Origin of the sequence: Desertihabitans brevis, from assembly GCF_003327535.1 — a bacterium.
GTDB classification, from domain to species: Bacteria; Actinomycetota; Actinomycetes; order Propionibacteriales; family Propionibacteriaceae; genus Desertihabitans; species Desertihabitans brevis.
This window is the reverse complement of record NZ_QOUI01000002.1, coordinates 423,734-449,543: the sequence shown is the minus strand read 5'-3', so window position 1 is coordinate 449,543 and position 25,810 is coordinate 423,734. Positions and strand designations below refer to the sequence as shown.

Here is a 25,810-nt window from a genome sequence, read left to right as displayed (position 1 = left end):
ACCCTATGCTACTCACCAGTAACTTAGCGCTGGCAAGGGCAGCCGGCGGATCAGTCGAGGGTGACCACCGTGCCGGTGCGGGCCGACTCCTGGGCGGCGGCGACCACCCGCAGCGACCGCAACCCGGCCTCGCCGTCCGGCTGCGGGGCACGTCCGGTGCGGATGCCGTCGAGGAACTCCGCCACCAGCGCGGCATCGGAGTCGCTGCCGTAGGGCAGCCACAGCGGACGCCCGGTCCGTTCGGAGAAGCCGTCCACCCGCTGGCCGAAGGCGTCCATCGAGACCATGCCCTCGCTGCCGACCAGGTCGAGGGTGAGCCCGCCCCAGGTCGGGTAGCTCGGCGGCTTGGACCAGCTGCAGTCGATGGTGGCGACCACCGGCCCGGGGTACTCCAGCGACACCAGCCCGGCGGTCTCCACCGGGTCCTGGTCGGGGTGCAGCAGGGTGTTGGTGCGGGCGTAGACGCTGCGCACCGGGGCGCCGTCCAGCAGGGCGTCCAGCAGGTCGGCGACGTGCACGGTGTGGTCGACGAGCGCGCCGCCGCCGGAGAGCTCGGGGTCGGTGAACCAGGCCCGCTTGCCGGTCGGCAGCTTGCCGTTGTTGGTGCCGGTGACCGCGCAGACCTCACCCACCGAGCCGGAGGCCAGCGTCTCGCGGAGCGCGGCGAAGGCGGTGGAGAAGCGCACCGGGTAGGCGACCATCAGGTGCACCCCGGCGCTGCGGCAGGCCGCCACCATCGCCTCGCCGTCGGCCACGCTGGTGGCCAGCGGCTTCTCGCACAGCACGTGGACGCCCGCGGCCGCGGCCTTCTCGACCAGCTCGCGGTGGCGGGCGTTCTCCGAGCAGACGACCACGCCGTCCACCCCGCTGGCGAGCACCGCGTCGACGTCCTCGAGGTAGTCCACGCCCAGCTCGGCCGCCATCGTCGGACCACCGGGCTCACCGGCCGGACGGCGGGTGTGGTCGGGGTCGCTGGCCACCACCTGGTCCACGTCGGGGTGGGCCAGCAGCGCGGCGGCGTAGGAGACGGCGTGCAGGTGGGCGAAGGACAGGATGCCGATCTTCATGCGGTGACCTCCAGCAGATCCTCGGGCAGCGGCTCGACGGCGACCGGGGCACCGGTGCGCAGGGACTCGTTGGCGGCGGTCGCCAGCTGGACGGCGACCAGCCCGTCCGCGGCGCTGACCCGGGGTGCCGGACCGCCGGCGAAGGCGGCGGCGATCTCGCGGATCTCGGTCAGGTAGGGGCTCTCACCCGACACGGTGGCCGGCAGCAGACCGGTGCCGGCCGCGCCCCCACCTCCGTCGACCCGGACCGGCGGGGCGGCGGCGGAGTCGTGGGTGAGCAGGCCCTCGGTGCCCACCACCTCGAAGCTGGTGCGGAAGGTGGTGCCGGGGGCGGCCCAGGTGCCGGTGACGTAGCTGAGCGTGCCCGAGCGGTGGGTGAGCACCACCTGGGCGCTGACCACCCCGCGGCGCCCGTCCGTGTCGGGGGTGCTGGCCCGGCGGGCGAAGACGTCGCGGACCGGGCCGGCGTTCCAGACCGCGAAGTCGAGGTCGTGGATCATCTGGTCGAGCACGATCCCGCCGCTGAGGGCCGGGTCGGCGAACCAGTCCGCCCGCGGCCGGCTGCCGGCGCGGGTGAACCGCTGCACCGCCACCGGGCCGATGGTGCCGGACTCGACCGCGCGGTGCATGGTGGCGTACTCGGGGAAGAAGCGCACGACGTGCCCCGGGTAGAGCTGGACGCCGGCCTCGCGGCAGACCCGGATCATCCCGGCCGCCTCGGCCACGGTCAGCGCCAGCGGCTTCTCGCACAGCACCGAGGCGCCCCGCCCGGCCGCCTGGGCGACGAGCCTGGGGTGGGTCGGGGTGGGGGTGCAGACGTCGACCACGTCGGCACCGTCCAGGGCCTCCTCGAGCGAGCCGGCGACCGTGCCGTCGCCGTGCCGCGCGACCAGCTCCGGCGCGCCGGCCAGCGAGTGCACCCGCACCCGGGCGCCCAGCGCCAGCCAGGCCGGCAGGTGGGCCTGCGCGATGCCTCCGGCCCCGATCAGGGCCACGGTCTGGGTCATGTGCTCTCCTCGGTGCGGGGTCGTGGGTTCCTCCGGGACGGGCCGGTCGGCCCTGGCTGCCGGTGCACCGGGGCCTGGCGCCCCGGGACGCCGAGGGAGGACCGTCGTCGCACGTGACCTCCTGGTCGACACCCACCGGATCCTGCCGGGACGTCGGAGCGGTGCGTCGACGTCTCGGCTGGGCTCCGCCCGACCCTAGCGACTGCGCTCAGGGCTCGCGGTAGTCGGCGTCGGTGGCGTCGGTGATGAACATGTGGCCGGGGGCGTGGGTGATGGCGAACGGCGGGCGGGAGGCCATCAGCGCCGCCTGCGGGGTGACCCCGCAGGCCCAGAACACCGGGACGTCGCCGGGTGCGGCCTGCACCGCCTCGCCGTAGTCGGGGGCGTCCAGGTCGTCGATGCCGAGCGACTCCGGCGAGCCCACGTGCACCGGTGCGCCGTGCACCTGCGGCATCCGGGCGGTCACCTGCACCGCCAGCGGCACCAGCGCCGCCGGCACCGGGCGCATCGAGACGACCAGCGGCCCGGACAGCCGTCCGGCGGGACGGCAGTCGCGGTTGGTGCGGTACATCGAGACGTTGCGCCCCTGCTCGATGTTGCGGACCGGGACGCCGGCCTCCAGCAGCGCCCGCTCGAAGCTGAAGCTGCAGCCGATGAGGAAGGAGACCAGGTCGTCGCGCCACAGGTCGGTGACGTCGGTCGGCTCGTCCACCAGCTCGCCGTCGCGCCACACCCGGTAGCGCGGCAGGTCGGTGCGCAGGTCGGAGCCGGGAGCCAGCACGGTGCTGGTGGCGCCCGGGTCGGTGACGTCGAGCAGCGGCACCGGGCGGGGGTTGCGCTGGCCGAACAGCAGCATGTCGAAGGCCCAGTCGGCCGGCAGCACCACCAGGTTCGCCTGGGTGTGGCCGCGGGCGGCCCCGCTGGTCGGGGCGACGAGGCCGTCGCGGTAGCGCGCGCGGGCCTCGCCCGCGGTGGTGGTGGTGCTCATGGCTCCTCCTCGGGTCGTGCTCGCCGGCCGGACGCCGGTCAGCAGCCGGCGGCGCGCAGCGCGGGTCCGACGACCTCGCCGAAGGCCCGCACCTCCGCCCGCGGCAGGTGGTAGGTGGTGTCCCAGCTGTGGGCCGGGAACAGGAACGCCCGCGACAGCCCGGTCTCCTCCCGGGCCCGCAGCAGCCGCTCGGCGCAGGCCTCGGCCGAGCCGAACAGCCCGAACGCGTCGGCCACCCGGTCGGCGGTGGCGTCGTCGACGTCGTCGGGGTGGTAGTCGGGGTCCAGGGTGATGCCGGCGTGCCCGAGCCAGCGCAGGTTGGACGCGCTGGGGTAGCGCAGCCACGGCTGGCCGGGGCGGAACCAGCCCTGGATCCAGGCCCGGGCCCCGGCGGCGTCCCCGACGCCGAAGGGCACGATCAGCGTCTCCTCGATCTCGGCCGGGTCGCGTCCGGCGCGCCGTGCCCCGATGGCGACGTGCTCGCGGGCGGCGGCCACCGACTCCGGGTGCAGCCCGACCAGCATCAGGACGCCGTCGGCCACCTCCCCGGCCAGCTCGAGCAGCCGCGGGCCGGAGGCCAGCACGGTCACCCGGCTGCCGCCGGCCGGCCGGTTGAACAGCTCCAGCGGGTGGCCGTCCAGCTCGGCCCGGCCCTCGCCGAGCAGCCCGCGCAGCGCCAGCACCACCTGGCGCAGCCGCTCCCGGCGGGCCCGCGGCTCGCCGGCCTTCTCCACCGACAGGAAGCCGGGGGCGACGGTGAGCTCGGCGCGGCCGGGGGCCAGCTCGTCCACCGAGGAGGTCAGCGCGGCCAGCACCAGCGGGTGGCGGGTGACCACGTTGGAGGTGGCCGGGAACAGCCGCACCCGCTCGGTGCGTCCGGCCATCGCCGCCAGCGCCATGAACGCGTCCCGGCCGGTGTGGTGGTGGTCGGGGACGCCGACGCCGTCCAGCCCGGCCTGCTCGGCCTCCGCCGCGAAGGCGGCCAGCTCGGGCAGCGGGGCGCCGAGGGGGATGCGGATCCCGACCTCGAGACGGGAGGAGGCGGCAGGCGACATGGCGCCCAGCCTGCCACCGCCGTGTTGCGGTGCGGTGACGCCCCCGCGGGGCCGAGACGGCGGGGAGGCACCGTTGCCCGGCCGTCGTCGGGGTCCTAGTTTGAGGCCTCCTGGGCACGCGACCGCCGCACCAGGACCACCTGAGCAGGAGCAGCGATGTCCGATCCTCGAAGCACCGACCCCGGACCCTCCGAGACGCCGTCCCCGGTCGCCTCGACGATGCGGGCCGGCACCCGCTCCACGCTGGTCGGCGCCATGTTCCTGATGGCGACCTCGGCGATCGGTCCGGGTTTCATCACCCAGACGACCTCCTTCACCGTCCAGCTCGGGGTGGCGTTCTCCTTCGCCATCCTCGTCTCGATCCTCGTCGACATCGCGCTGCAGCTGAACGTGTGGCGGGTGATCGGCGTCTCCGGCCGCCGTGCGCAGGAGCTGGGCAACCTGGTGCTGCCCGGCCTGGGCTGGGTGATGGCCGCGCTGCTCGGCATCGGCGGGCTGGTCTTCAACGTCGGCAACGTCAGCGGCGCCGGGCTGGGCCTGGACGCCCTGCTCGGGCTGGACCCGCGGATCGGCGGTGCGCTCTCGGCGCTGGTGGCGATCGGCATCTTCGTCAGCCGGCGGGCCGGGGTGGCGATGGACCGGATCGTGGTGGTGCTCGGTCTGGTGATGATCGTGCTGACCCTCTACGTCGCGATCGTCTCCCAGCCGCCGGTCGGTCGCGCGCTGGTCAACGCCGTGCTGCCCGAGCAGGTCAGCATCCTCGCCATCACCACCCTGATCGGCGGCACCATCGGCGGCTACATCGTCTACGCCGGCGCGCACCGGCTGCTCGACTCCGGGGTGACCGGTGAGGAGAACATCCGCGCGATCACCCGCGGCTCGGTCACCGGCATCATCATCACCGGGGTGATGCGGGTGGTGCTGTTCCTGGCGATCCTGGGCGTGGTCTCCACCGGCGCCCAGCTCGACCCGGCCAGCCAGGCCGCCTCGGCGTTCCAGGCCGCGGCCGGTCAGGTGGGGCTGCGGGTGTTCGGGGTGGTGCTGTGGGCAGCGGCGATCACCAGCGTCATCGGCGCCTCCTACACCACGGTCACCTTCGTCACGAAGAGCACGGTGAGCCAGCGCACCCGCACGTGGCTGGTGGTCGGCTTCATCGCGGTCACCACCCTGGTCTACGTGCTGATCGGGACGGCCCCGAGCACGCTGCTGGTCTTCGCCGGAGCCTTCAACGGGATCCTGCTGCCGGTCGGCATCGGTGTGCTGCTCTTCGTCGGCTGGTTCCGCCGCGACCTGCTGGGCGGCTACCGCTACCCGCGCTGGCTGCTGCTCATCGGGTCGGCGGCCTGGCTGCTGACCCTCTACCTGGCGGTCAACTCCGTGCGACCGGCCATCGCGCTGTTCAGCTGACCTGGGAGGATCACCTCATGAGCACCGTCGACCTCAACTCCGACCTGGGCGAGGGCTTCGGCCACTGGACGCTGGGCGACGACGACGCCCTGCTGGACGTCGTCACCAGCGCCAACGTGGCCTGCGGCTTCCACGCCAGCGACCCGCTGATCATGGCCCGGGTGTGCGAGCGGGCCGTGCAGAGCGACGTCGCGATCGGCGCCCAGGTCGGCTACCGCGACCTGCCGGGCTTCGGGCGCCGCTTCATCGACGTCGAGCCGGACGCGCTGCGGGCCGACGTGCTCTACCAGCTCGGCGCCCTCGACGGGTTCGCCCGGGTGGCCGGTTCGCGGGTCCGCTACGTCAAGCCGCACGGGGCGCTCTACAACACGATCGTCCACCACGAGGAGCAGGCCGCCGCCGTGGTGCGCGCGGTGGTCGACTACGACGCCTCCCTGCCGGTGCTCGGGCTGCCCGGCTCGGCCTGGCTGCGGCTCGCGGGCGAGGCCGGGCTGACCGTGGTGCACGAGGCGTTCGCCGACCGGGCCTACACGCCGGAGGGGACGCTGGTCTCGCGCCGGCTGCCGGGGGCGGTGCTGCACGACGCCGAGGAGATCGCCGCCCGCTGCGTGGCGATGGCCACCGGGGAGCCGGTCACCGACGTCGAGGGCGGGCAGCTGGTGCTGCGGCCGGCCTCGATCTGCGTGCACGGCGACACCCCGGGTGCGGTCGAGATCGCACGCACCGTGCGCGACCGGCTGACCGCCGCCGGGGTCGAGCTGGCCCCGTTCGCGCCGTGACCGGCTCGCCACGCCACCGACCGGACGGGGCGCCGGCGTGAGGGTGCTGCCCAGCGGCAGCACCGCGCTGCTGGTCGAGCTGGACGACCTCGCCGAGGTGCTCGCGCTCTACACCGCGCTCAGCGACCAGCCCGCCGACGGCGTGGTCGACCTGGTGCCGGCCGGGCGCACCGTGCTGGTGGTCACCGACCCGGCCCGCACCACCCTGGACGCCGTCGAGCGCTGGGTGCGGGGCACCGAGCCGCGTCCGGCCGGACGGGCCGACGGCGCGCTGGTGGAGATCCCGGTCGTCTACGACGGCGAGGACCTCGACGACGTCGCCGGGCTGCTCGGCTGCGGCGCCGCCGAGGTGGTGCGCCGCCACACCGGCACCGAGTGGACGGTCGCCTTCTGCGGTTTCGCCCCGGGCTTCGGCTACCTGACCGCCGCCGACGGGGACTGGAAGGTGCCGCGCCGCTCCTCGCCGCGCACCCGGGTGCCGGCCGGGTCGGTGGCGCTGGCCGGGGAGTTCAGCGGCGTCTACCCCCGCGACAGCCCCGGCGGCTGGCAGCTGCTCGGCCGCACCGAGCTGGCGGTGTTCGACCTCGACCGCGACCCGGCCGCCCTGCTCACCCCGGGCACCCGGGTCCGGTTCCGGGAGGTGCCGGCGTGACCCGCTGGCTGGAGGTGCTCGAGCCCGGGCCGCTGACCACCGTCCAGGACGCCGGCCGCACCGGCCAGGGCTCGCTCGGCATCGGACGCTCCGGTGCCTGCGACCGGGCCGCGCACCGGCTCGCCAACCGGCTGGTCGGCAACCCCGAGGACGCCGCCACGCTGGAGGTCACCTTCGGCGGGCTGGTGCTGCGCGCGGTGGACGACGTCTGGGTGACCCTCACCGGCGCCCGCTGCCCGGGCACCGACCACGGCGCCCCGGTGCGGCTGCACGCGGGGGAGACCCTGCGGCTGGCGACCCCGGTCAGCGGGCTGCGCAGCTACCTCGCGGTCCGCGGCGGGGTGGCCGTCGAGCCGGTGCTCGGCTCACGCTCCACCGACCTGCTCTCCGGTCTCGGCCCGCCGCCGCTGCGCGCCGGTGACCGGCTGCCGGTGGGCGAGCCGGTCGAGCCGCTGCCCGGGGTCGACCTCGCCCCGGTGCCCGACCCGCCGGCCGGCACGGTGACGGTGCGGGTGCTGCCCGGGCCGCGGCGCGACTGGTTCGCCGACGACGCCTGGCAGCTGCTGACCGGCCAGGACTACCGGGTCAGCAGCGAGAGCAACCGGGTCGGCGTCCGGCTGGAGGGGGAGCCGCTGGAGCGGCTGCGGACCGGCGAGCTGTCCAGCGAGGGGATGGTGCGCGGGGCGCTGCAGATCCCGCCGTCGGGTGTCCCGGTGCTCTTCCTCGCCGACCACCCGGTCACCGGCGGCTACCCGGTGGTGGGCTACGTCGCCGACCCCGACGTCGACCGCTGCGCCCAGCTGCGCCCCGGCCAGACCCTCCGCTTCACCGACCGCCCCGCTGCGTCCTGAGCCAGTCCGGTCTCCCGCGCTTCGACAGGCTCAGCGCGCTGTGGTCGGCCCCGAGCTCTCCCTGAGCCGCACCCCAGCGCCCTGAGCCGCACCCCAGCGCCCTGAGCCGCACCCCAGCGCCCTGGGCCGCACCCCAGCGCCCTGGGCCGCACCCCAGCGCCCTGAGCCGCACCCCAGCGCCCTGAGCCTGTCGAAGGGCCTCCGATGACCAGCACGTCCCCCGCCTCCCCAGCCGTTCCCGTCCCACCCGGGGCGGAGTAGCGTGAACAGAACCGGTTCGACCCACCCACCCCACGCGCCGGTGCGCCGGCAGAGACCAGAGGTGAACCATGGCCCGTCCCGCACTCGGCACCCTCGCGCTGCTGACCGCCAACGTCCTCTCCCTCGGCGCCCTCGCCTTCGGTCTGCCGCAGGGTGGGCCCGCCCCGGCGGCCCTGCCCGAGCGGGCCGGCGACTGCTTCGCCGAGGGCGCCCCGCTGACCGTCGAGGAGCAGCGGATCACCCAGCCGCTGCCCGGCCAGGACGTCCCCGCCTCGGTCCAGTTCATCGAGGCCGGCGGGTTCGGGCCGCAGGTCGCCGACCTCGAGCGGCGGCTGTGCACCGTCCGTGACGTCCGCCAGGCCAGCCGGGCCGTCCAGGTCGTCGGCACCGAGCTGTGGCGGACGGCCGTCGACCGCGCCCAGGGCCGCCTGCAGCTGGGCACCATCGACCGCTACGACGACCGACCGCTCTACTGGGCACGCACCGCGATGACCCGGGCGCTGCGGGAGTGGGTGCCGTCGTTCCCGCTGACCTCGCTGCAGCGCCAGGCGCTGGTCCGCCAGCTCTCCTACGCCGGCCGCGGCATCGACAGCGTCGAGTTCCCCGACGGCGAGGACGTCACCCGGGTGCTGGTCAGCGGGTTCGACACCTACAGCCTCGACTCCAGCCTGCGGAACTCCAACCCCTCGGGCGCCGCGGCGCTGCAGCTCGACGGGCGGGTGGTCGAGACCGAGCAGGGCCGGGTGGTCGTGCAGGCGGTCATGCTGCCGGTGAACTGGAGCGACTTCGACCAGGGCATCGTCGAGGACGCCTTCGGTCCCTGGCTGGTGCCCGAGGACCACCCCGAGCACGCCGGGTCGGTCGACACCATCATGACGATCAGCCAGACCGGCCGCGGCCGGATGGACATCGAGAAGTGGGCCGGCGGGTTCCGCGGCGGCTCGCCCGACAACAACCGGGCGCTCAACTGGGGACCGATCTCGGCCGCGGCGCTGTGGCCGCAGCCGCAGCCGTCCCCGCAGTTCATCCAGACCACGCTGCCGTACGAGGCGATGATCGCCGCCGGCACCGGGCCGTGGCCGGTCCGGCTCAACCCGGGCATCACCGAGTGGCCGCGGGGTACCTTCCCCGACCCGGCCTCGATCCGCAGCGCTCCCGACCCCAGCCCCGGCTCGCGGGCGGCCAGCGCCCCCGGCGGCAACTACCTGTCCAACGAGAGCATGTACCGCACCAACCGGCTCCGGCTCGGCGTCGGCCGCGACGACCTGCCGGGCGGTCACCTGCACATCTCCGCGCTGGTCTACCCCGAGGACCCGGCCGCCCTGACCAGCCCGGCCTTCGAGGCCGACCGGAAGGCGGTCGTGGACCAGACCGTCGCCTTGGTGGAGGCCGCCGGCCGCGCCGCGCAGTCGTGACCCGGACGGTCGTCCGAGGGTGCGTCCAGCAGGGGAGAGCGTCGGGGACCACCCGTCCGGCCCGCTAGATTCGCGCCATGTTCTCGAAGGTTCTCGTCGCCAACCGTGGAGAGATCGCCGTCCGGGCGTTCCGCGCCGCCTACGAGCTGGGGGCGAGGACGGTCGCCGTGTTCCCGCACGAGGACCGCAACGCGATCCACCGGATCAAGGCCGACGAGGCCTACCAGATCGGCACCGAGGGCCACCCGGTGCGGGCCTACCTCGACATCGACGAGATCATCAAGGCGGCCAGGCGCAGCGGCGCCGACGCCGTCTACCCCGGCTACGGCTTCCTCTCGGAGAACCCCGACCTGGCCGAGGCCTGCGCCGCCAACGGGCTGACCTTCATCGGCCCGCCCGCGGAGGTCCTGGAGCTGGCCGGCAACAAGGTGCGGGCGCTCGCCGCGGCCCGGGAGGCCGGCATCCCGACCCTGGCCTCCTGCCCGCCCTCGGACGACGTCGACACCCTGGTGGCGGCCGCGGAGGACATCGGCTTCCCGGTCTTCGTCAAGGCCGTCGCCGGCGGTGGCGGGCGCGGCATGCGCCGGGTGGACGCGCCGGAGCAGCTGCGCGACGCCCTGCGGGCGGCGATGCGCGAGGCCGAGTCCGCCTTCGGCGACCCCACCTGCTTCATCGAGCAGGCGGTCGGACGTCCCCGCCACATCGAGGTGCAGATCCTCGCCGACGGGCAGGGCAACGTCATGCACCTGTTCGAGCGGGACTGCTCGATCCAGCGCCGCCACCAGAAGGTGGTCGAGATCGCCCCCGCCCCGCACATCCCGGAGTCGTTGCGCGAGGCGCTGTGCCGTGACGCCGTCACCTTCGCCCGCTCGCTCAACTACTCCTGCGCCGGCACCGTGGAGTTCCTCGTCGAGACCGAGGGGGAGCGGGCCGGGCAGCACGTGTTCATCGAGATGAACCCGCGGATCCAGGTCGAGCACACCGTCACCGAGGAGATCACCGACGTCGACCTGGTGCAGGCCCAGATGCGGATCGCCTCGGGCGAGACGCTGGCCGACCTGGGGCTGAGCCAGGACACGGTGCGGATCAACGGCGCCGCGCTGCAGTGCCGGATCACCACCGAGGACCCGACCAACGGCTTCCGCCCCGACACCGGCACCATCAGCGCCTACCGCTCCGCCGGCGGCGCGGGCGTCCGGCTGGACGGCGGCACCGCCGACACCGGCGCGGTGATCAGCGCCCACTTCGACTCGATGCTGGTCAAGCTGACCTGCCGCGGACGCACCTTCGAGGCTGCGGTGGCCCGGGCCCGGCGGGCGCTGGCGGAGTTCCGGATCCGCGGGGTCAGCACCAACATCCCGTTCCTGCAGGCGGTGCTGGACGACCCCGACTTCATCGCCGGCGACCTGTCCACCGCCTTCATCGAGCAGCGTCCCGGCCTGCTCACCACCAACGCCCCCGGCGACCGCGGCACCAAGCTGCTGCGCTGGCTGGCCGACGTCACGGTCAACCAGCCGCACGGCCCGGCGCCGACGCTGCTCGACCCGGTGACCAAGCGACCGGCCGGGGTCGACCTGCAGCAGCCGTCCCCGCCCGGCTCCCGCCAGCGGCTGCTCGAGCTGGGGCCGGAGGCCTACGCCGCCGAGGTGCGCGCGGCCACCGCCCTGCAGGTCACCGACACCACCTTCCGCGACGCCCACCAGTCGCTGCTGGCGACCCGGGTGCGCACCCGCGACCTGCTGCGGATCGCGCCCTTCTACAGCCGGATGCTGCCCGAGCTGTTCTCCGTCGAGTGCTGGGGCGGGGCCACCTACGACGTGGCGCTGCGCTTCCTCAACGAGGACCCGTGGGAGCGGCTGGCCGCCCTGCGGCACAACATGCCCGGGATCAACCTGCAGATGCTGCTGCGGGGCCGCAACACCGTCGGCTACACCCCGTACCCGACCCAGGTGACCACCTCCTTCGTGGAGGAGGCGGCCGAGGTCGGCATCGACGTGTTCCGGATCTTCGACGCGCTCAACGACGTCGAGCAGATGCGTCCGGCGATCGAGGCCGTCCGCGGCACCGGCACCACGCTGGCCGAGGTGGCGCTGTGCTACTCCGGCGACCTGGCCGACCCGGCCGAGGACCTCTACACCCTCGACTACTACCTGCGCCTGGCCGAGCAGTGCGTCGAGGCCGGCGCGCACGTGCTGGCCATCAAGGACATGGCCGGGCTGCTGCGTCCGCCGGCAGCCAAGAAGCTCGTCAGCGCGCTGCGGGAGAACTTCGACCTGCCGGTGCACCTGCACACCCACGACACCGCCGGCGGCCAGCTGGCGACTCTGCTCGCGGCCGCCGACGCCGGGGTCGACGTGGTGGACGTGGCCAGCGCCTCGATGGCCTCCACCACCAGCCAGCCGCCCGCCTCCGCGCTGGTGGCGGCGATGGCCCACACCGAGCGGGCCACCGAGCTCGATCTGCGCGCGGTCCAGGACCTGGAGCCGTACTGGGAGGCCGTCCGCAAGGTCTACCTGCCCTTCGAGTCCGGGCTGCCCAGCCCGACCGGGCGGGTCTACGACCACGAGATCCCCGGCGGGCAGCTGTCCAACCTGCGCCAGCAGGCGATCGCCCTCGGTCTGGCCGACAAGTTCGAGGAGGTCGAGGCGATGTACGCCGCGGCCAACCGGATCCTCGGCCGGCCGACCAAGGTGACGCCGTCGTCGAAGGTGGTCGGCGACCTCGCGCTGCACCTGGTGGCGTCCGGCGCCGACCCCGACGAGTTCGCCGCGAACCCGCAGTCCTACGACATCCCCGACTCCGTCATCGGGTTCCTCTCCGGCGAGCTCGGCGACCCGCCCGGTGGCTGGCCCGAGCCGTTCCGCAGCCGCGCCCTGCAGGGCCGTACCGTCCCGGTGCGGGTGGAGGAGCTGTCGGAGGAGGACGCCGCCGCGCTGCGGACGTCCGGCCGGGAGCGCCAGCAGACGCTCAACCGGCTGCTCTTCCCCGGCCCCACCAAGGACTTCACCAAGGCTCGCGAGGAGTACGGCGACGTCGGCCGGCTCGGCACGCTGGACTACCTCTACGGCTTGCGTCCGGAGACCGAGACGACGGTGCCGCTGGGCAAGGGCGTCAACCTCATCCTCGGGCTGGAGGCGATCGGCTCGGCCGACGAGAAGGGGATGCGCACGGTGATGTGCACCCTCAACGGCCAGCTCCGCCCGGTCCGGGTGCGCGACCGCTCGATCACCGTGCAGGCCAAGGCCGCCGAGCGCGCCGACCCGGCCAACCGCGGCCACGTCGCCGCCCCGTTCGCCGGGGTGGTCACCGTGGGCGTGGCCGAGGGGGCGCAGGTCGAGGCCGGGGCCTCGGTGGCCACCATCGAGGCGATGAAGATGGAGGCCGCGATCACCGCACCGGTGGCCGGCACCGTGGAGCGGATCGCGCTCAACGGCGTGCAGTCGGTCGAGGGCGGCGACCTGGTGCTGGTGATCACCCCGTCCTGACCCGGGCCGGTCTGCGTCGGAGGAGCTCGCCGGTGGGTACAGCCCGAGCATGAGCGACGCCTCGGAGTGGGTGCCCGACCGGCCGACCGTGCCCCGGCTGGCGCGGGCGGCGCGGGACTGCCACGGGTGCGAGCTGTGGGAGGACGCCACCCAGGTGGTCTTCTCCAGCGGCGACCCCTCGGCCTCGCTGGTGCTGGTCGGCGAGCAGCCCGGTGACCAGGAAGACCGGGCGGGAGAGCCCTTCGTCGGCCCGGCCGGGCGGGTGCTCGACCGCGCGCTGGAGGCCGCGGGGGTGCCGCGCGCCGAGGTGTACCTGACCAACGCGGTCAAGCACTTCCGCCACCGGCTGCGCGGGAAGCGCCGGCTGCACCAGAAGCCCGACGTCCGCCACCTGGTGGCCTGCCGGCCGTGGCTGGCGGCCGAGCTGGACGTCGTCGACCCCGACGTGGTGGTCGCCCTGGGCGCCAGCGCCGGCCGCTCCGTGCTGGGCCGGACGGTGCGGGTCGGCGCCGAGCGGGGCCGGGTGCTGACCGACACCGGGCGTCCGGTGGTGCTCACCACCCACCCGTCGGCGCTGCTGCGGCTGCAGGACCGCGAGGGCTACGCCGAGGCCTTCGACGCCCTGGTCGCCGACCTCGTCACCGCGGCCGGCGCGCGGGGCTGACCGCCGCCGGCGCGGGTCAGCGGCTGGCGAAGACGACGATCCCGGGCGTCGGACGTCCCTGCTGCTCGGCCACCCGTCCCCACTGCTCGAACCCGTTCAGCCAGTGCGCCAGGGTGACCACGTCGTCGCGGTGCGGGGAGTCGCGCAGCGCGTCGCCGTCGCCGAGCACCGCCGCGTCCCAGGCCGCGGCCATCTCCAGGGCGAAGGCGTGCGGGCGGGCGCAGGCGGACCGGCCCGGCGGAGGCTGCACACCGAGCCTCGCGTCGTGGCTGCACAGCCGGCCGAGCCCGACCTCGCTGGAGGTGCCGGAGCGGGCCAGGTCGAAGTCGACGGCGTCGCGCTCGGCGCGTCCCAGCGGCAGGTCGAGGCTGCCCCAGGCGAGCTCGGCGACCAGCCGCTGCAGCAGCGTCCAGGTGGCCTGCTGGCGGTCCGGCGGCACGTAGCGCCCGGCGAGCAGGGTGTCCAGGTCGGCGGGGGTGGGGTCGGCCGGGTCGACCACCAGCGCCCCGGGGGCCCGGCGGAAGATCGGTCCGAGCTTGGACAGCAGCCCTCGCTGCTCGACCGCCGGCGCCGGACGGAAGGCGTCCTCGGCGACGGCGCGGAGCCGGGCGGCGAGGGACTCGTCGGCGCCGACGACGGCACGGACCTCCTCGACGGCGATGGCGTGCAGCTGCAACGCGCCCATGGCGGCACCGTAGCCGTCTGGTCCGCCGATGCACCATAGGCTGGGCCGGTGACTCCTCGGACCCGACGCCTCGTGGTGACCGGGGTGCTGCTCGCCCTGCTCGGCATCGTGGTGGTGGCCGCGGTGCTGGGGCAGTGAGGCGGAGACGGTCGTGGAGCGGAGAAGGAGCGTGATGGTGCCGCGGAGTGTCCGGCGCGTCGGAGGATCGATCGGGGCCGCCGTGGGCGCCACCCTGCTGTGCCTGCCGCTGGCCCTGCCGGCCGTGGCCGACGAGGTGGAGTTCACCATCGCCGACGAGGACATCACCGAGTCCTCCGGTCTGGCCACCGACCGCCAGCAGGGCCTCTACTGGACCGTCAACGACTCCGGCGACGAGGCCCGTGCCTTCGCCCTCGACGAGGACGGTCAGACCGAGGGGGTGCTGACCCTGCGTGCCGACGTCACCGACGTCGAGGCCGTGGCGCGCACCTCGGAGGCGCTCTACCTCGGCGACATCGGCGACAACGACCGCGAGCGCGAGTTCGTCACCGTCTACCGCGTCGCCGACCCCGAGCCGGGCACGACCCCCACCTACAACGCCTGGGACCTGGAGTACGCCGACGGCGAGGCCCACGACGCCGAGGCGATGGTGGTGCTGCCCTCGGGGCGGGTGCTCCTGGTCACCAAGGAGCAGGAGGGCGGCATCTGGGCCACCAGCGGCACGCTGTCGGGCCAGCAGGTCAACACCTTGGAGCGGGTCGCCGACGCGCCGTCCTTCGTCACCGACGCCACCCTGCTCTCCGACGGCCGGATCGCGGTGCGCAGCTACGTGTCGGTCACCGTCCTGGACGAGGACTACGAGACCGAGGCGAGCGCCGCGCTGCCGCTGCAGCAGCAGGGCGAGTCGATCACCGAGGCCCTCGACGGGGACGGGCTGCTGATCGGCTCGGAGGGCGAGGGGTCCCAGGTGCTGCGGGTGCCGGTGCCCGAGGCGGTGGCCGAGGACGTCCCGGCCGGGGACGACTCCCCGCCCGAGAGCGCCGAACCGGCGCCGTCGGGCGAGGCGACCCCGGACGCGGCGCCGGAGGAGGAGGAGCCGGCCGCCGCCGAGGAGGGGGACGACCGCAGCGGCACCCTGCTGGCGCTCGGGCTGGCGGCCCTGGTGGCGGTGGCGGCCGGACTGGTCGTCGCGTTCGCGCGTCCCCGCGGCGGGACGGCCGCGGCCGCGGCGGCTCCCGTGTCCGCCGTCCGCCCGCAGCGGGTGGGCGAGGACCGGGTCGAGGGGGCCCCGGCCGCTGCGGCCGACCCGGGACCGTCGTCGCCGGACACCGCACCGGAGGAGAGCGCCCCGGCCGCCGAGCCGGCCGACGCGGGGCCGACCGACGCCGGTCCGGCCGACGCGGGGGCGGGCGCCCCAGCGCCGTTCCCGGTGACCAGCGCGGAGGGCGACTACCACCTCACCGCGGAGCAGCCGGGACGAGTGACCTGGTCGGAGCCGGCGTCGGCGGGGTCCGGGCCGGCTCCGTCCGAGGGCGCGGGTGCGGCGGGTCGGGAGACCTCCGGTGGCGCCGGGGCCGACCGCGACGACCTCGAGTGGCTCTACGAGGAGCGCGGGCGCTGACCCGGGCGGCTCAGACCAGCCGCTCCAGCACCCAGTCCAGGCAGCCGGTGAGGGCCCGGATGTCGTCGGGGTCGATGGTGGGGAAGGTCGCGACCCGCAGCTGGTTGCGTCCGAGCTTGCGGTAGGGCTCGGTGTCGACGATCCCGTTGGCCCGCAGCACCGCCGCCACCCGCTTGGCGTCCACCTGCTCGGCCAGGTCGATGGTGACGACCACCGGGGAGCGGAACTGCGGGTCGACCATCGGGTCGGCCAGCGGGTGGGCATCGGCCCAGGCGTAGAGGTGGTCGGAGGACTCCCGGCTGCGCGCCACCGCGAACTCCAGCCCGCCGGAGGCGGCCAGCCAGTCCAGCTGGGCGGCCAGCAGCCAGAGCGTGGCGACCGCCGGGGTGTTGAGCGTCTGCTCGGCCCGGGCGTTGGTGAGGGCGACCGCGAGGTCGAGGCTCTCCGGCACCCAGCGCTCGGCGGCCAGCTGCTCCGCCCGGGCCACCGCGGCGGGGGAGAGGAAGGCGAACCACAGCCCGCCGTCGGAGCCGAGGCTCTTCTGCGGGGCGAAGTAGTAGGCGTCGGTGCTCGCCACGTCGAGGGCGATCCCCGCCACCGCCGAGGTGCCGTCCACCACCACCAGGGCGTCGGGGTCGGCGCCCTCCACCCGTCGCACCGGCGCGCAGGCCCCGGTGGAGGTCTCGTTGTGGGCCCAGGCGTAGACGTCGGCCCCCTCCGCGGCCGCGGGCAGCCCGGCCCGGCCGGTGCCGTGGTCGGTGACCGCCGGCGCCTCCAGGAACGGGGCCCGCTCGGCGGCGCGGGCGAACTTGGCCGAGAACTCCCCGAAGGTGGCGTGTGCGCTGCGGCGCCGGATCAGGGAGAAGGTGGCGACGTCCCAGAACTGCGTCGAGCCGCCGTTGGCCAGCACCACCTCGTAGCCCTCGGGCAGGTCGTACAGCTCGGCCAGCCCGCGCCGGACCCGTCCGACCAGCTGCCTGACCGGCGCCTGCCGGTGGGAGGTGCCCAGCACGGACGCGCCCTCGGTGGCCAGCGAGGCCAGCGACTCCGGACGGACCTTGGCCGGTCCGCTGCCGAAGCGGCCGTCGGCGGGACGCAGGTGCTCGGGGATGGTCAGCTCGCTCACCCGGCCCATTCTGGTCGACCCGGCCCGCTGCGGCATGCTGTGCCCATGCCCGAGGCCGACACCCACCGCGCCGCCGACCTGAGCCGCGAGCGCCTCGACTACACCGCAGGCCGCCTGCGCGAGGACGACGCCCCGGCCGACCCGTTCACCCTCTTCGGCGGCTGGCTGGAGGCCGCCCTGGCTGCGAAGGAGACCGGGACGCTGCCCGAGCCGACCGCCATGCAGGTCGGCACCGTGACCGAGCGCGACGGCGTCTGGCGCCCGTCGGTGCGCACCGTGCTGCTCAAGGGCTTCGACCCGTCCGGCTTCACCTTCTTCACCAACCGCACCTCGGCCAAGGGCACGGCGCTGGCCGTGCACCCGGAGGTGGCGCTGCACCTGCACTGGGCGCCGCTGCAGCGGGCGGTCCGGGTGGAGGGCACCGCCACCCCGACCTCGCGTGCGGAGGACGAGGAGTACTTCGCCACCCGTCCCCGCGGCTCCCAGCTGGCCGCCTGGGCCTCCGCGCAGTCCACCGAGCTGCCCGACGACACCGCGCTGCAGACCTCCTACGAGGAGGCCGAGCGCCGCTTCGCCGGCACCGACGTCGCCTGCCCACCGTCCTGGGGCGGCTACCGGGTGGTGCCGGAGCGGGTCGAGTTCTGGCAGGGCCGCCCCAGCCGGTTGCACGACCGGCTGCTCTACACCCGCACCGCCGACGGCTGGCGGCTCGGCCGCCTCGCCCCCTGACCCCGTGCCCGGCCGGGGTGCGGTTCAGGCCAGGTCGTTGAGCCCGATCCGGATCGAGGTCGGGTCGAGCTCGGCCAGGACCGCCAGCCGCGGGTCGGGGGTGGGGCGGACGTCGGGCTCCACCGGGACGCCGGAGAGCGCGGCCAGCCGGGGGTCGGCCAGGACGTCCTCGGCGACCCGCCGGTCGCCGCCGAGCACCAGGGCGTCCAGGGACCGGCCCAGCAGCACCCCGGCCGCGTCGCCGGCGGCGTCCTCCACGGCCTTGGCGGTCTGGTTGGCCCGCCGCCGGGCGTAGCGCTGCTGGGACCAGCCGCCGGCCTTCGTGCGTCCCTGCACGTAGCCCGAGCCCACCTTGCTGGCGACCAGCGCCTCGCCGACGAAGATCCCGGCCGCGTGCCCACCGCGGCGGGCCAGCAGCACCCCGATGGTGCGGTCTCGGGCGATGTGGTCGAGCAGCGCGGCGAGCGGGTCGTCCCCGGGCGTCCAGGGCAGGAAGGGGACGGTCAGCACCGCCTCGGCACCGTCGGCGGCGGCGAGCAGCAGCGTGGCGGAGTCCGCGGTGGGGGTGAGGTGGCCGTGGCGGGCGGCGAAGCGCTCGACCCAGCCGGCCAGCCGGGCCCGGGGGACGCGGACGGTGCGGGTGCTCACGCGTCCCGATGCGGAGGAGGGGTCTGGACGGAACAGACCCGCGGGCACTTCACGTCCTGCCGGAGCAGGAGGTGGCCGGTGGACTCCCGGCGCCCGCGGGTCTGGGTGACGACGGTGGATTGGCCGGCTACCCGCCAGCCACGGCGGAAGTCAGCCCGCCGCCACCTCACATGTCCGATAGTCACTCATAGATCGAACCACCTCCTTTCCGTGTACCGCCAACCTAGGTCGGCGACCGCCCGGACACAACGTCTTTTTCTTCCTCGCCGGGGACTAGGGTGGCGGTCCGTGAGCAACGGCGGCGACCTGATCCTGCGCGCGGAGCACGTCCTGCTCCCCGACGGCTGGCACGACGACGTCACCGTGGAGGTGGCCGGCGGACGCGTGCTGCGGATCTCCTCCGGGTCGGGCCCGGCCCCCGACCTCACCCTGGACGGCCGTGTCGTGCCGGGCTTCGTCGACACCCATGTGCACGGCGGCGGCGGGGCCAGCTTCTCCACCACCGACCGCGACGAGGTGCGCACCGTCGTCGAGACCCACGCCCGCGGCGGCACCACCACCACGATGGCCAGCCTGGTCACCGCCGAGATCGGGGTGCTGGTGGAGCAGGTGCGCACGCTGGTGCCGCTGGTGCGCTCCGGCGAGCTGGCCGGCATCCACCTCGAAGGCCCCTTCCTCAGCGAGCAGCGCTGCGGCGCCCACGACCCGGCCCTGCTGGTCGACCCCAGCCCCGACCGGCTCGAACCGCTGCTCGACGCCGCGCAGGGGACGCTGGCGATGGTCACCCTCGCCCCGGAGCGTCCGCACGCGACCGAGGCGGTCCGCCGGCTGCGCGAGGCCGGCGTGCGGGTGGCGGTCGGGCACACCACCGCCGACGAGCAGCTGGCCGCCCGCACCGTCGAGGCCGGCGCCACCGTCGCCACCCACCTCTTCAACGCGATGTCGCCGGTGCACCACCGCGAGCCCGGGCCGATCCCGTTCCTGCTCACCGACCCCCGGGTCGTGGTGGAGCTGATCGCCGACGGCGCCCACGTCCACGACGACGTGCTGGCGATGGCCGTGGCCGCCGCCGGCCCGGACCGGGTCGCCCTGGTCACCGACGCGATGGCCGCCGCCGGCCGGCCCGACGGCGACTTCCGGCTCGGCGCACTCACCGTGCGGGTGCGCGACCGGGTGGCCCGGCTGGTGGACGCCGACGGCGTGGAGGGCTCGATCGCGGGCTCCACCCTCACCATGGACGGCGCCCTGCGGCGGGTGGCCGGTCTGCGCGGGCAGAGCCTGGCCTCGGCCTCGCTGATGGCCTCGACCACCCCGGCCCGGGTGCACCACCTCGAGGGTGCCGGCCGCCTCGCCGAGGGGGCTCGCGCCGACCTGGTGCAGCTGGACGACCAGCTCGGCGTCCGGGCCGTGCTGCGAGCCGGCCGGGCGCTGCAGACGATGGCCTAGGCTGTCCGGCGCGACGCCAGGACTGCCGGGAGGAGACGCCGCGTGAGTGAGCTCATCGACACCACTGAGATGTATCTGCGCACCATCTACGAGCTCGAGGAGGAGGGCATCACGCCCCTCCGCGCCCGGATCGCCGAGCGGCTGCACCACAGCGGCCCGACCGTCTCCCAGACCGTCGCCCGGATGGAGCGCGACGGGCTCGTGCGGGTGCACGGGGACCGCCACCTCGAGCTGACCCCCGAGGGCCAGGACCTCGCCATGCGGGTGATGCGCAAGCACCGGTTGTGCGAGCGCCTCCTCACCGACGTCATCGGCCTGGACTGGGAGCTCGTCCACGACGAGGCCTGCCGGTGGGAGCACGTGGTCTCCGAGCACGTCGAGCGGCGGCTGGTCGACCTGCTGCACGCCCCGGAGGAGTCCCCCTACGGCAACCCGATCCCGGGTCTGTCCGAGCTGGGCGTGGAGGGCCCCGAGACCGACTTCCGGGCCGGCACCGAGATGCTCTCCGACGTCGTCCGCTCGGCGGGGCAGGGCGAGACCCCCGTGGTGATCAAGCGGATGAGCGAGAACCTGCAGTCCGACGTCGAGTTCCTCGCCACCCTGCGCGCCGGCGGCGTGCAGCCCGGCGTCCGCGTGCTGGTCTCGGCCGGTGGGCTCGGCGTGCGGGTGGTGCCGGCCGAGCAGCCCGGCTGCGAGCTCGACCTCGAGACCGCCTCCCACCTCTTCGTCGCCCGGGCCGGCTGACCCCGGCACCCGATGCCCTCGATCGACTGGCGCCGCTACCTCGGCGAGTACCACCGCGAGCACCCCGGTGCCGTCCAGGAGGTGCTGCTGCGCGCCCGCTCCGGCGACCACAACCCCTACCGGTGGCTGGCCCGCGCCGTCCCGCCGACCGCCACCCGGGTGCTCGACCTGGCCTGCGGCGGCGGGGCGATGGTGCGCGAGCTGGCCGCCCCCGACCGGACCACGGTCGGGCTCGACCTCTCGGCCGCGGAGCTGGGGGTGGCCCGCGAGCTGTCGCCGGGGCCCTGGGTGCAGGCCGACGGCGTCCGGCTGCCCTTCGCCGACGACTCGCTCGACGTCGTCACCAGCGCGCTCGGTCTGCTGGTCATCCAGCCGCTGGACGAGGCCATCCGCGAGATCACCCGGGTGCTGCGCCCCGGTGGCGCGCTGGCCGTGATCGCGCCGTCGGTGTGGCTGATGACCCCGCGGGAGGCGGCCGAGGTGACCCGGCTGACCGCCGTGCTGCGCAGCCGGCCGATGTTCCCCAACCCGATCGAGCGGACCGGGGTGAAGACCCTGCTGGCTCTGTTGCGGCTGCACCGGGTGGAGGACAAGCGCGAGGTGTACTTCTACCCGGTGGCCGGCGAGGACGACGCCGTCCGGCTGGTCAACGCCCTCTACCTGCCGCGGACGCCGCCGGAGCGCCGCGAGGCCGCCGTCGACCACCTCGTCCGGCGCAGCGAGCAGCGCGGCCCGTTGCGGATCGCGATCGGCATGCGCCGCGTGGTGGCGATGAAGTGATCCCCGCCCGATCGCGGGCCGGCGCCGACGCGGAATAGCCCGGGGGGCCCGTCGGTTCTCCCAGGGTCAAGGGTTCCACCACGAGAGGATGCCGCACATGGCCACCACCGAGATGACCTCGGCCAACTTCACCTCCACCATCAGCGAGAACGACATCGTGCTGGTCGACTTCTGGGCCGACTGGTGCGGTCCGTGCAAGCGCTTCGCGCCCGTCTTCGAGAAGGCCTCGGAGGCCAACACCGACATCGTCTTCGGCAAGCTCGACACCGAGGCCCACGGTGACGTCGCCGGCGGGCTGGGGATCTCCAGCATCCCGACGATCATGGCCTTCCGCGAGGGTGTGCTGGTCTTCAACCAGGCCGGCGCCCTCAACGGCGCCCAGCTCGACCAGGTGATCACCGCCGTCAAGGAGCTGGACATGGAGGCCGTGCACGCCGAGGTCCGCGCGGCCCAGGCGGGTCAGGGTGGCGCCGCGGCCCAGTGAGCCAGGCGCGGGCCCCGGGCCGGCTCGACGGGCTGCCCCCCGCCGGCCTGTGCGGCAGCTGCGCGCACGCGCTGCTGAACCGCACCCGGCGGGGGCCCGTCTACCTGCGCTGCGGCGCAGCCAGCAGCGACGACCGGTTGCCGAGGTATCCCCGGCTGCCGGTCGTCGCCTGTCCGGCCCACCTGCCGCTGGCCGACGATTCCCCCGCGGACGGCCGCGCCTGACACAATGGCCCGGGCACCGGCCCTCGTAGCTCAGGGGATAGAGCAACCGCCTCCTAAGCGGTTGGTCCCAGGTTCGAATCCTGGCGAGGGCGCCATGACGGGACGCGACCAACTTGACCGACCGATGACGGAGTTGACAGCGGCGGACACGATCATCACGTCTGGATGACGATGCGGCCGCGTCGATTGGCACCCCTGGAACCGGGTCCTAGAGTTGTCCTCGAGACGGGCGCCGGCGACATGTCTCCTGGGGGTGGGTAGACAGGTGCTCTTCAGCCCCGCCGGCGCCCGCTCCTCGACCTCGAGCAAGGCCCTCCGCCCGTCCGGGCGGGGGGCCTTCGCCGTTCCCGCGGTCGATAGCATCGCGGCCATGAGCGCAGCAGGCCTCCGTCAGGCCCAGGAGAAGATGAAGGACGCCGGAGTCGCGCAGGCGGCGATCGACGTCTTCACCCACTACTACCGCCAGCTGGAGGAGGGGGCCACCGGTCTGATCCGGGAGGACACCATCCGCCCGCTCACCGAGGTGGACCAGCTGTCCTCCACCGAGGTCGACCCCGCCGCCGCCCGGGAGGCGCTCAGCCGCACCGTGGTGATCAAGCTCAACGGCGGTCTCGGCACCTCGATGGGGATGGACCAGGCGAAGTCGCTGCTGCCGGTGCGCGACGGCCGCACCTTCCTCGACCTCATCGTCGAGCAGGTGCGCCGGGCCCGGGCCGAGCACGACGTCACCCTGCCGCTGCTGCTGATGAACAGCTTCCGCACCGTCGACGACACCCGCACCGCGCTGGCCCGCCACGACGACCTGGCCGTGGAGGGGCTGCCGCTGGACTTCCTGCAGAACACCGAGCCCAAGCTCCGCGCCGACGACCTCACCCCCGTGGAGTGGCCGGCCGACCCGTCGCTGGAGTGGTGCCCGCCCGGCCACGGCGACATCTACACCGCGTTGGAGGCCTCCGGGCTGTTGCAGACCCTGCTCGACCGCGGCTACCGCTACGCCTCGGTGTCCAACTCCGACAACCTCGGTGCCGCACCCGACGCCACCCTGGCCGGCTGGTTCGCCGCCTCCGGCGCGCCCTACGCCGCCGAGCTCTGCCGGCGCACCGCCGCCGACCGCAAGGGCGGGCACCTGGCCGTGCGGGTCTCCGACGGCCAGCTCATCCTGCGCGACACCGCCCAGACCGCGCCGGAGGAGATGGACTTCTTCACCGACGAGCACCGCCACCCCTACTTCCACACCAACAACCTGTGGTGGGACCTCGAGCAGCTCGCCGCCACGCTGGCCGAACGGGAGTCGGTGCTGGGGCTGCCGCTGATCCGCAACACCAAGAACGTCGACCCCGCCGACTCCTCCTCACCGGAGGTGATCCAGGTGGAGACGGCGATGGGTGCGGCCATCGAGGTGTTCCCCGGGGCGACCGCGATCGTCGTCGGGCGGGAGCGGTTCCTGCCGGTGAAGACGACCAACGACCTGCTGCTGATCCGCTCCGACGTCTACGAGGTGGGCGAGCGCGCCACCCTGGACCGGGTGGTGGAGCGGGCGCCGCTGGTCGACCTCGACCCCGCCCACTACAAGAAGATCCGCGACTTCGAGGCCCGCTTCCCCGGCGGCGCGCCCAGCCTGCGCGAGGCGATCTCGCTGACGGTGCGGGGGGAGTGGACCTTCGGCGCCGAGGTCACGGTGCGCGGCGCCGTCGAGCTGACCGAGGGCGAGGCCGGCACGATCGCCGACGGCTCGGTCCTGGAGTGAGCGGCCGCGGACCGCGTCCGACCCTCGTGCAGTGCCTGGGGTACGCGGTCTGCGGGGAGCTGCTGGAGGAGGCCGGACCCGCCACCGGCCGGGTCGTCGCCGACGCGGTCGGGTTGCTGGAGCAGCACGGCTGGGACGCCTCTGCGGTACGGGCCGGCGCCGAGCGGTGCTGGGCGGCGGAGGAGCCCTGGCCGCGGCCGCTGCCCGACGGCTGGCTGCCGCCTGGCGAGCACGCGCGCTACCAGGCGGCGCTGCAGCAGCTGCTCACCCGTCTGGGTGTGCGTCGGTCGGTGGTGGCCCGTCCGGACGTCCGACCGAGCCAGCGCGACCGCGACCTCGGCCGGGAGCGCCCTCCGCACTGGTGAGGGCGCCCCGCCGGCTCACCTGCCGCGGAGCAGGTCGCGGATCTCGACCAGCAGCGACTCGGTGGTGGAGTACGGCGTCTCCTCGACGTCGCCGGGCTGCCGGCTCTTCTGCCGCTGCTGGAACTTCTGGTACGGCTTGACCAGCCCCCAGTAGAGCACCGCGGCGATGACGACGAACGCGATCACGGCGTTGATGAAGCCGCCGACGCTGACCCCGCCGACGCTGGTGGTGCTGAAGTCGGGGACGTCGAACAGCAGCCCGATGAGGTCGGTGATGATGCTGGTGAACGCGGTCACCACGGCGGTGAACGCCGAGGCCATGATGAACGCGACCGCCAGCTCGATCAGGTTCCCACGCAGCAGGAAGTCTCGAAAGCCCTTCACGGACACTCCTCTCCGTCCGGGCGCGGCCCGGGGGTGGTCGCACCGCTCCGAGCCGAAACTAGCAGCGCACCGCCCCCGGCGGACGGGGACGCGCGGCGGGCCGGCCCTCAGCCGAGCACCACCGCCAGACCCCCGGCGGCCCCGGCCGCCGCCAGCTCCAGCGCGGCCGCCGGTGGCACCTCCAGCACCACCAGCGCACCGCCGGAGGACGGCGTGGCCCCGAGCAGGCCCCCGCCCGGGTCGGCGCCGGCGGGCAGCGAGACCACCCGGGCGTCGGAGGCGACCACCGCCACCTCGCCGCTGCCGGGGTCGGTGCCGACCACGTCGACCACGTCGCCGGACCGCAGCAGCGACGCGACCTCGGCGTCGGCCAGCCGCACCGGGGCGAGCACCGTGCCCGCCGGCCCGTCGCGGGGCCACCACGTCGACCTCGGTGAGGATGCTGCCGGCGCTCGCCGGTGCGGCCAGCGTCCGCCCCTCGAGGGCAGCCGGCTCGGTGACCGCGCCCTCGGGCACCAGGGACACCGGGACGTCGCGCAGCTCCACCTCGGCCGCACCCAGCCGTGCTCCGCCGGGCAGGCTCCGGCTGGCCGTGGCCACCGTGGTGGTGGGTGGCGGCTCGGGCCGGGTCGCGGCCAGGGTGGCGAGCACCGCGAGGGCGGCGCAGACCGCGGCCAGGGGACGGCGGTGCCAGGAGACGGCCCGCCGCAGCGAGCTCAGGGTCGGTGCAGCCATGCCCCCGAGGTGGGCACCGCACGGCCCGGCTGCCGCGTCGTCCACAGGCCGGCCGTCGGCGTCGCGCCCTGTGGACGATGACGCCACCGGCCCGGGTGCGGGGCCGGGGTCAGGAGGCGGTGCTGGTGCTGCCGGCCGGGGTCTTGGCGGCCGAGCCGTTGCTCGACGACCCGTTGGAGGAGCTGCCCGCGTCGCCGGCGGACGACGTCGAGGAGGAGCCGGAGTCGCTCGAGGAGCTCTTCTTCTCACCGGCCCGGCTGTCGGTCTTGTAGAAGCCGGAGCCCTTGAACACCACACCGACCGCGTTGTAGATCTTGCGCAGCTCGCCGTCGCAGTGCGGGCAGACGGTCAGCGCCGAGTCGGTGAACTTCTGCACCACCTCGAGCTCCTGCTGGCAGTGCTGGCAACGGTACTGGTAGGTCGGCATCGGTCTCGTCTCACTCCGGGGAGGGGGAAATCGAGGCGATGATACCCCTGCCTCG

Annotated in this window: 25 protein-coding genes, 1 tRNA gene and 1 pseudogene; 16 read left to right on the top strand and 11 right to left on the bottom strand. The window is 74.7% G+C overall.

What is annotated here, in order from left to right:
• Window positions 1-50: 50 nt before the first annotated feature.
• From DT076_RS05510 to DT076_RS05495, 4 genes are all read right to left on the bottom strand, one after another.
• Window positions 51-1,067: a Gfo/Idh/MocA family protein gene (locus DT076_RS05510; protein ID WP_114125612.1), complete on the bottom strand. Its 1,017-nt coding sequence runs from the start codon at window positions 1,065-1,067 to the stop codon at window positions 51-53.
• Complete coding sequence (locus DT076_RS05505; RefSeq protein WP_114125611.1) at window positions 1,064-2,074, bottom strand: Gfo/Idh/MocA family protein; 1,011 nt, start codon at window positions 2,072-2,074, stop codon at window positions 1,064-1,066. The genes DT076_RS05510 and DT076_RS05505 overlap by 4 nt, the downstream gene beginning before the upstream one ends.
• Before the next feature lie 208 nt (window positions 2,075-2,282).
• On the bottom strand, window positions 2,283-3,062 hold the full coding sequence (locus DT076_RS05500) for a putative hydro-lyase (protein ID WP_114125610.1): 780 nt from the start codon (window positions 3,060-3,062) through the stop codon (window positions 2,283-2,285).
• A gap of 38 nt (window positions 3,063-3,100) precedes the next feature.
• Window positions 3,101-4,117: an LLM class flavin-dependent oxidoreductase gene (locus DT076_RS05495; RefSeq protein ID WP_114125609.1), complete on the bottom strand. Its 1,017-nt coding sequence runs from the start codon at window positions 4,115-4,117 to the stop codon at window positions 3,101-3,103.
• Window positions 4,118-4,273: 156 nt separating this feature from the next.
• Between DT076_RS05495 and DT076_RS05490 the strand changes: the two genes are divergently transcribed.
• From DT076_RS05490 to DT076_RS05460, 7 genes are all read left to right on the top strand, one after another.
• On the top strand, window positions 4,274-5,524 hold the full coding sequence (locus tag DT076_RS05490; RefSeq protein ID WP_114125608.1) for an NRAMP family divalent metal transporter: 1,251 nt from the start codon (window positions 4,274-4,276) through the stop codon (window positions 5,522-5,524).
• A gap of 17 nt (window positions 5,525-5,541) precedes the next feature.
• Entirely contained in the window at window positions 5,542-6,303 is a 762-nt protein-coding gene (locus tag DT076_RS05485; protein WP_114125607.1) for a LamB/YcsF family protein, read from the top strand.
• Window positions 6,304-6,340: 37 nt separating this feature from the next.
• Window positions 6,341-6,955, top strand: coding sequence for a 5-oxoprolinase subunit PxpB (gene pxpB / locus DT076_RS05480; protein ID WP_114125606.1), 615 nt, complete (start codon window positions 6,341-6,343; stop codon window positions 6,953-6,955).
• A complete protein-coding gene (locus DT076_RS05475) occupies window positions 6,952-7,806 on the top strand; it encodes a 5-oxoprolinase subunit C family protein (RefSeq protein ID WP_114125605.1) in 855 nt (284 codons plus the stop codon). The genes pxpB and DT076_RS05475 overlap by 4 nt, the downstream gene beginning before the upstream one ends.
• A 329-nt stretch (window positions 7,807-8,135) precedes the next feature.
• The gene (locus DT076_RS05470) at window positions 8,136-9,482 is read left to right on the top strand and encodes a hypothetical protein (protein WP_114125604.1); all 1,347 of its coding nucleotides are present in this window, start codon (window positions 8,136-8,138) and stop codon (window positions 9,480-9,482) included.
• A gap of 77 nt (window positions 9,483-9,559) precedes the next feature.
• Window positions 9,560-12,967, top strand: coding sequence for a pyruvate carboxylase (locus DT076_RS05465; protein ID WP_114125603.1), 3,408 nt, complete (start codon window positions 9,560-9,562; stop codon window positions 12,965-12,967).
• 49 nt (window positions 12,968-13,016) lie between these two features.
• Entirely contained in the window at window positions 13,017-13,631 is a 615-nt protein-coding gene (locus tag DT076_RS05460; RefSeq protein ID WP_114125602.1) for a UdgX family uracil-DNA binding protein, read from the top strand.
• Between the two features lie 16 nt (window positions 13,632-13,647).
• On the opposite strand, the gene DT076_RS05455 is transcribed toward DT076_RS05460, so the two are convergent.
• Window positions 13,648-14,316, bottom strand: coding sequence for a DUF7691 family protein (locus tag DT076_RS05455; RefSeq protein WP_114125601.1), 669 nt, complete (start codon window positions 14,314-14,316; stop codon window positions 13,648-13,650).
• 172 nt (window positions 14,317-14,488) lie between these two features.
• Here DT076_RS05455 and DT076_RS05450 point away from each other — a divergent pair, with 172 nt between their 5' ends.
• Window positions 14,489-15,916 carry an SdiA-regulated/phytase-like domain-containing protein gene (locus DT076_RS05450; RefSeq protein WP_114125600.1) on the top strand — a complete coding sequence of 476 codons (1,428 nt, stop codon included), beginning with the start codon at window positions 14,489-14,491 and terminating at the stop codon, window positions 15,914-15,916.
• Between the two features lie 10 nt (window positions 15,917-15,926).
• Here DT076_RS05450 and serC read toward each other — a convergent pair whose 3' ends face one another.
• On the bottom strand, window positions 15,927-17,051 hold the full coding sequence (gene serC, locus DT076_RS05445) for a phosphoserine transaminase (protein WP_114125599.1): 1,125 nt from the start codon (window positions 17,049-17,051) through the stop codon (window positions 15,927-15,929).
• A 36-nt stretch (window positions 17,052-17,087) separates the two neighbouring features.
• Here serC and pdxH point away from each other — a divergent pair, with 36 nt between their 5' ends.
• Window positions 17,088-17,771 carry a pyridoxamine 5'-phosphate oxidase gene (gene pdxH / locus DT076_RS05440; RefSeq protein WP_114125598.1) on the top strand — a complete coding sequence of 228 codons (684 nt, stop codon included), beginning with the start codon at window positions 17,088-17,090 and terminating at the stop codon, window positions 17,769-17,771.
• A 24-nt stretch (window positions 17,772-17,795) separates the two neighbouring features.
• On the opposite strand, the gene DT076_RS05435 is transcribed toward pdxH, so the two are convergent.
• Entirely contained in the window at window positions 17,796-18,419 is a 624-nt protein-coding gene (locus tag DT076_RS05435) for an acVLRF1 family peptidyl-tRNA hydrolase (RefSeq protein ID WP_114125597.1), read from the bottom strand.
• Window positions 18,420-18,707: 288 nt separating this feature from the next.
• Here DT076_RS05435 and nagA point away from each other — a divergent pair, with 288 nt between their 5' ends.
• From nagA to DT076_RS05395, 7 genes are all read left to right on the top strand, one after another.
• Window positions 18,708-19,865, top strand: a complete 1,158-nt coding sequence (nagA, locus tag DT076_RS05430) for an N-acetylglucosamine-6-phosphate deacetylase (protein ID WP_233493660.1) — start codon at window positions 18,708-18,710, stop codon at window positions 19,863-19,865.
• 42 nt (window positions 19,866-19,907) lie between these two features.
• On the top strand, window positions 19,908-20,609 hold the full coding sequence (locus DT076_RS05425) for a metal-dependent transcriptional regulator (RefSeq protein ID WP_114125596.1): 702 nt from the start codon (window positions 19,908-19,910) through the stop codon (window positions 20,607-20,609).
• Window positions 20,610-20,621: 12 nt separating this feature from the next.
• Window positions 20,622-21,389, top strand: coding sequence for a class I SAM-dependent methyltransferase (locus tag DT076_RS05420; protein ID WP_114125595.1), 768 nt, complete (start codon window positions 20,622-20,624; stop codon window positions 21,387-21,389).
• 97 nt (window positions 21,390-21,486) lie between these two features.
• A complete protein-coding gene (gene trxA, locus DT076_RS05415) occupies window positions 21,487-21,873 on the top strand; it encodes a thioredoxin (RefSeq protein WP_114125594.1) in 387 nt (128 codons plus the stop codon).
• A 243-nt stretch (window positions 21,874-22,116) separates the two neighbouring features.
• Window positions 22,117-22,192: transfer RNA gene (locus DT076_RS05405), tRNA-Arg, on the top strand.
• Window positions 22,193-22,467: 275 nt separating this feature from the next.
• A complete protein-coding gene (locus tag DT076_RS05400; protein WP_114125685.1) occupies window positions 22,468-23,844 on the top strand; it encodes a UTP--glucose-1-phosphate uridylyltransferase in 1,377 nt (458 codons plus the stop codon).
• Complete coding sequence (locus tag DT076_RS05395; protein WP_114125592.1) at window positions 23,841-24,209, top strand: hypothetical protein; 369 nt, start codon at window positions 23,841-23,843, stop codon at window positions 24,207-24,209. The genes DT076_RS05400 and DT076_RS05395 overlap by 4 nt, the downstream gene beginning before the upstream one ends.
• 15 nt (window positions 24,210-24,224) lie before the next feature.
• Here DT076_RS05395 and mscL read toward each other — a convergent pair whose 3' ends face one another.
• From mscL to DT076_RS05385, 4 genes and pseudogenes are all read right to left on the bottom strand, one after another.
• Window positions 24,225-24,593 carry a large conductance mechanosensitive channel protein MscL gene (gene mscL / locus DT076_RS19835; RefSeq protein ID WP_233493658.1) on the bottom strand — a complete coding sequence of 123 codons (369 nt, stop codon included), beginning with the start codon at window positions 24,591-24,593 and terminating at the stop codon, window positions 24,225-24,227.
• Between the two features lie 107 nt (window positions 24,594-24,700).
• Window positions 24,701-24,985 carry a hypothetical protein gene (locus DT076_RS19830; protein ID WP_233493657.1) on the bottom strand — a complete coding sequence of 95 codons (285 nt, stop codon included), beginning with the start codon at window positions 24,983-24,985 and terminating at the stop codon, window positions 24,701-24,703.
• Window positions 24,986-25,025: 40 nt separating this feature from the next.
• Window positions 25,026-25,328: pseudogene (locus tag DT076_RS20420) on the bottom strand (SAF domain-containing protein); the annotation flags it as partial.
• Window positions 25,329-25,437: 109 nt separating this feature from the next.
• Window positions 25,438-25,755 (bottom strand): FmdB family zinc ribbon protein, encoded by a 318-nt coding sequence (locus DT076_RS05385; RefSeq protein WP_114125590.1) that lies wholly within the window; start codon window positions 25,753-25,755, stop codon window positions 25,438-25,440.
• Window positions 25,756-25,810: the final 55 nt, after the last annotated feature.

What these genes read in the sequence shown, in the direction of transcription:
- DT076_RS05510 (WP_114125612.1), bottom strand. Translation starts at nt 1,067, where the DNA reads ATGAAGATCGGCATCCTGTCCTTCGCCCACCTGCACGCCGTCTCCTAC.
- DT076_RS05505 (WP_114125611.1), bottom strand. Translation starts at nt 2,074, where the DNA reads ATGACCCAGACCGTGGCCCTGATCGGGGCCGGAGGCATCGCGCAGGCC.
- DT076_RS05500 (WP_114125610.1), bottom strand. Translation starts at nt 3,062, where the DNA reads ATGAGCACCACCACCACCGCGGGCGAGGCCCGCGCGCGCTACCGCGAC.
- DT076_RS05495 (WP_114125609.1), bottom strand. Translation starts at nt 4,117, where the DNA reads ATGTCGCCTGCCGCCTCCTCCCGTCTCGAGGTCGGGATCCGCATCCCC.
- DT076_RS05490 (WP_114125608.1), top strand. Translation starts at nt 4,274, where the DNA reads ATGTCCGATCCTCGAAGCACCGACCCCGGACCCTCCGAGACGCCGTCC.
- DT076_RS05485 (WP_114125607.1), top strand. Translation starts at nt 5,542, where the DNA reads ATGAGCACCGTCGACCTCAACTCCGACCTGGGCGAGGGCTTCGGCCAC.
- DT076_RS05470 (WP_114125604.1), top strand. Translation starts at nt 8,136, where the DNA reads ATGGCCCGTCCCGCACTCGGCACCCTCGCGCTGCTGACCGCCAACGTC.
- DT076_RS05465 (WP_114125603.1), top strand. Translation starts at nt 9,560, where the DNA reads ATGTTCTCGAAGGTTCTCGTCGCCAACCGTGGAGAGATCGCCGTCCGG.
- DT076_RS05460 (WP_114125602.1), top strand. Translation starts at nt 13,017, where the DNA reads ATGAGCGACGCCTCGGAGTGGGTGCCCGACCGGCCGACCGTGCCCCGG.
- DT076_RS05455 (WP_114125601.1), bottom strand. Translation starts at nt 14,316, where the DNA reads ATGGGCGCGTTGCAGCTGCACGCCATCGCCGTCGAGGAGGTCCGTGCC.
- DT076_RS05450 (WP_114125600.1), top strand. Translation starts at nt 14,489, where the DNA reads ATGGTGCCGCGGAGTGTCCGGCGCGTCGGAGGATCGATCGGGGCCGCC.
- serC (WP_114125599.1), bottom strand. Translation starts at nt 17,051, where the DNA reads ATGGGCCGGGTGAGCGAGCTGACCATCCCCGAGCACCTGCGTCCCGCC.
- pdxH (WP_114125598.1), top strand. Translation starts at nt 17,088, where the DNA reads ATGCCCGAGGCCGACACCCACCGCGCCGCCGACCTGAGCCGCGAGCGC.
- DT076_RS05420 (WP_114125595.1), top strand. Translation starts at nt 20,622, where the DNA reads ATGCCCTCGATCGACTGGCGCCGCTACCTCGGCGAGTACCACCGCGAG.
- trxA (WP_114125594.1), top strand. Translation starts at nt 21,487, where the DNA reads ATGGCCACCACCGAGATGACCTCGGCCAACTTCACCTCCACCATCAGC.
- DT076_RS05400 (WP_114125685.1), top strand. Translation starts at nt 22,468, where the DNA reads ATGAGCGCAGCAGGCCTCCGTCAGGCCCAGGAGAAGATGAAGGACGCC.
- DT076_RS05385 (WP_114125590.1), bottom strand. Translation starts at nt 25,755, where the DNA reads ATGCCGACCTACCAGTACCGTTGCCAGCACTGCCAGCAGGAGCTCGAG.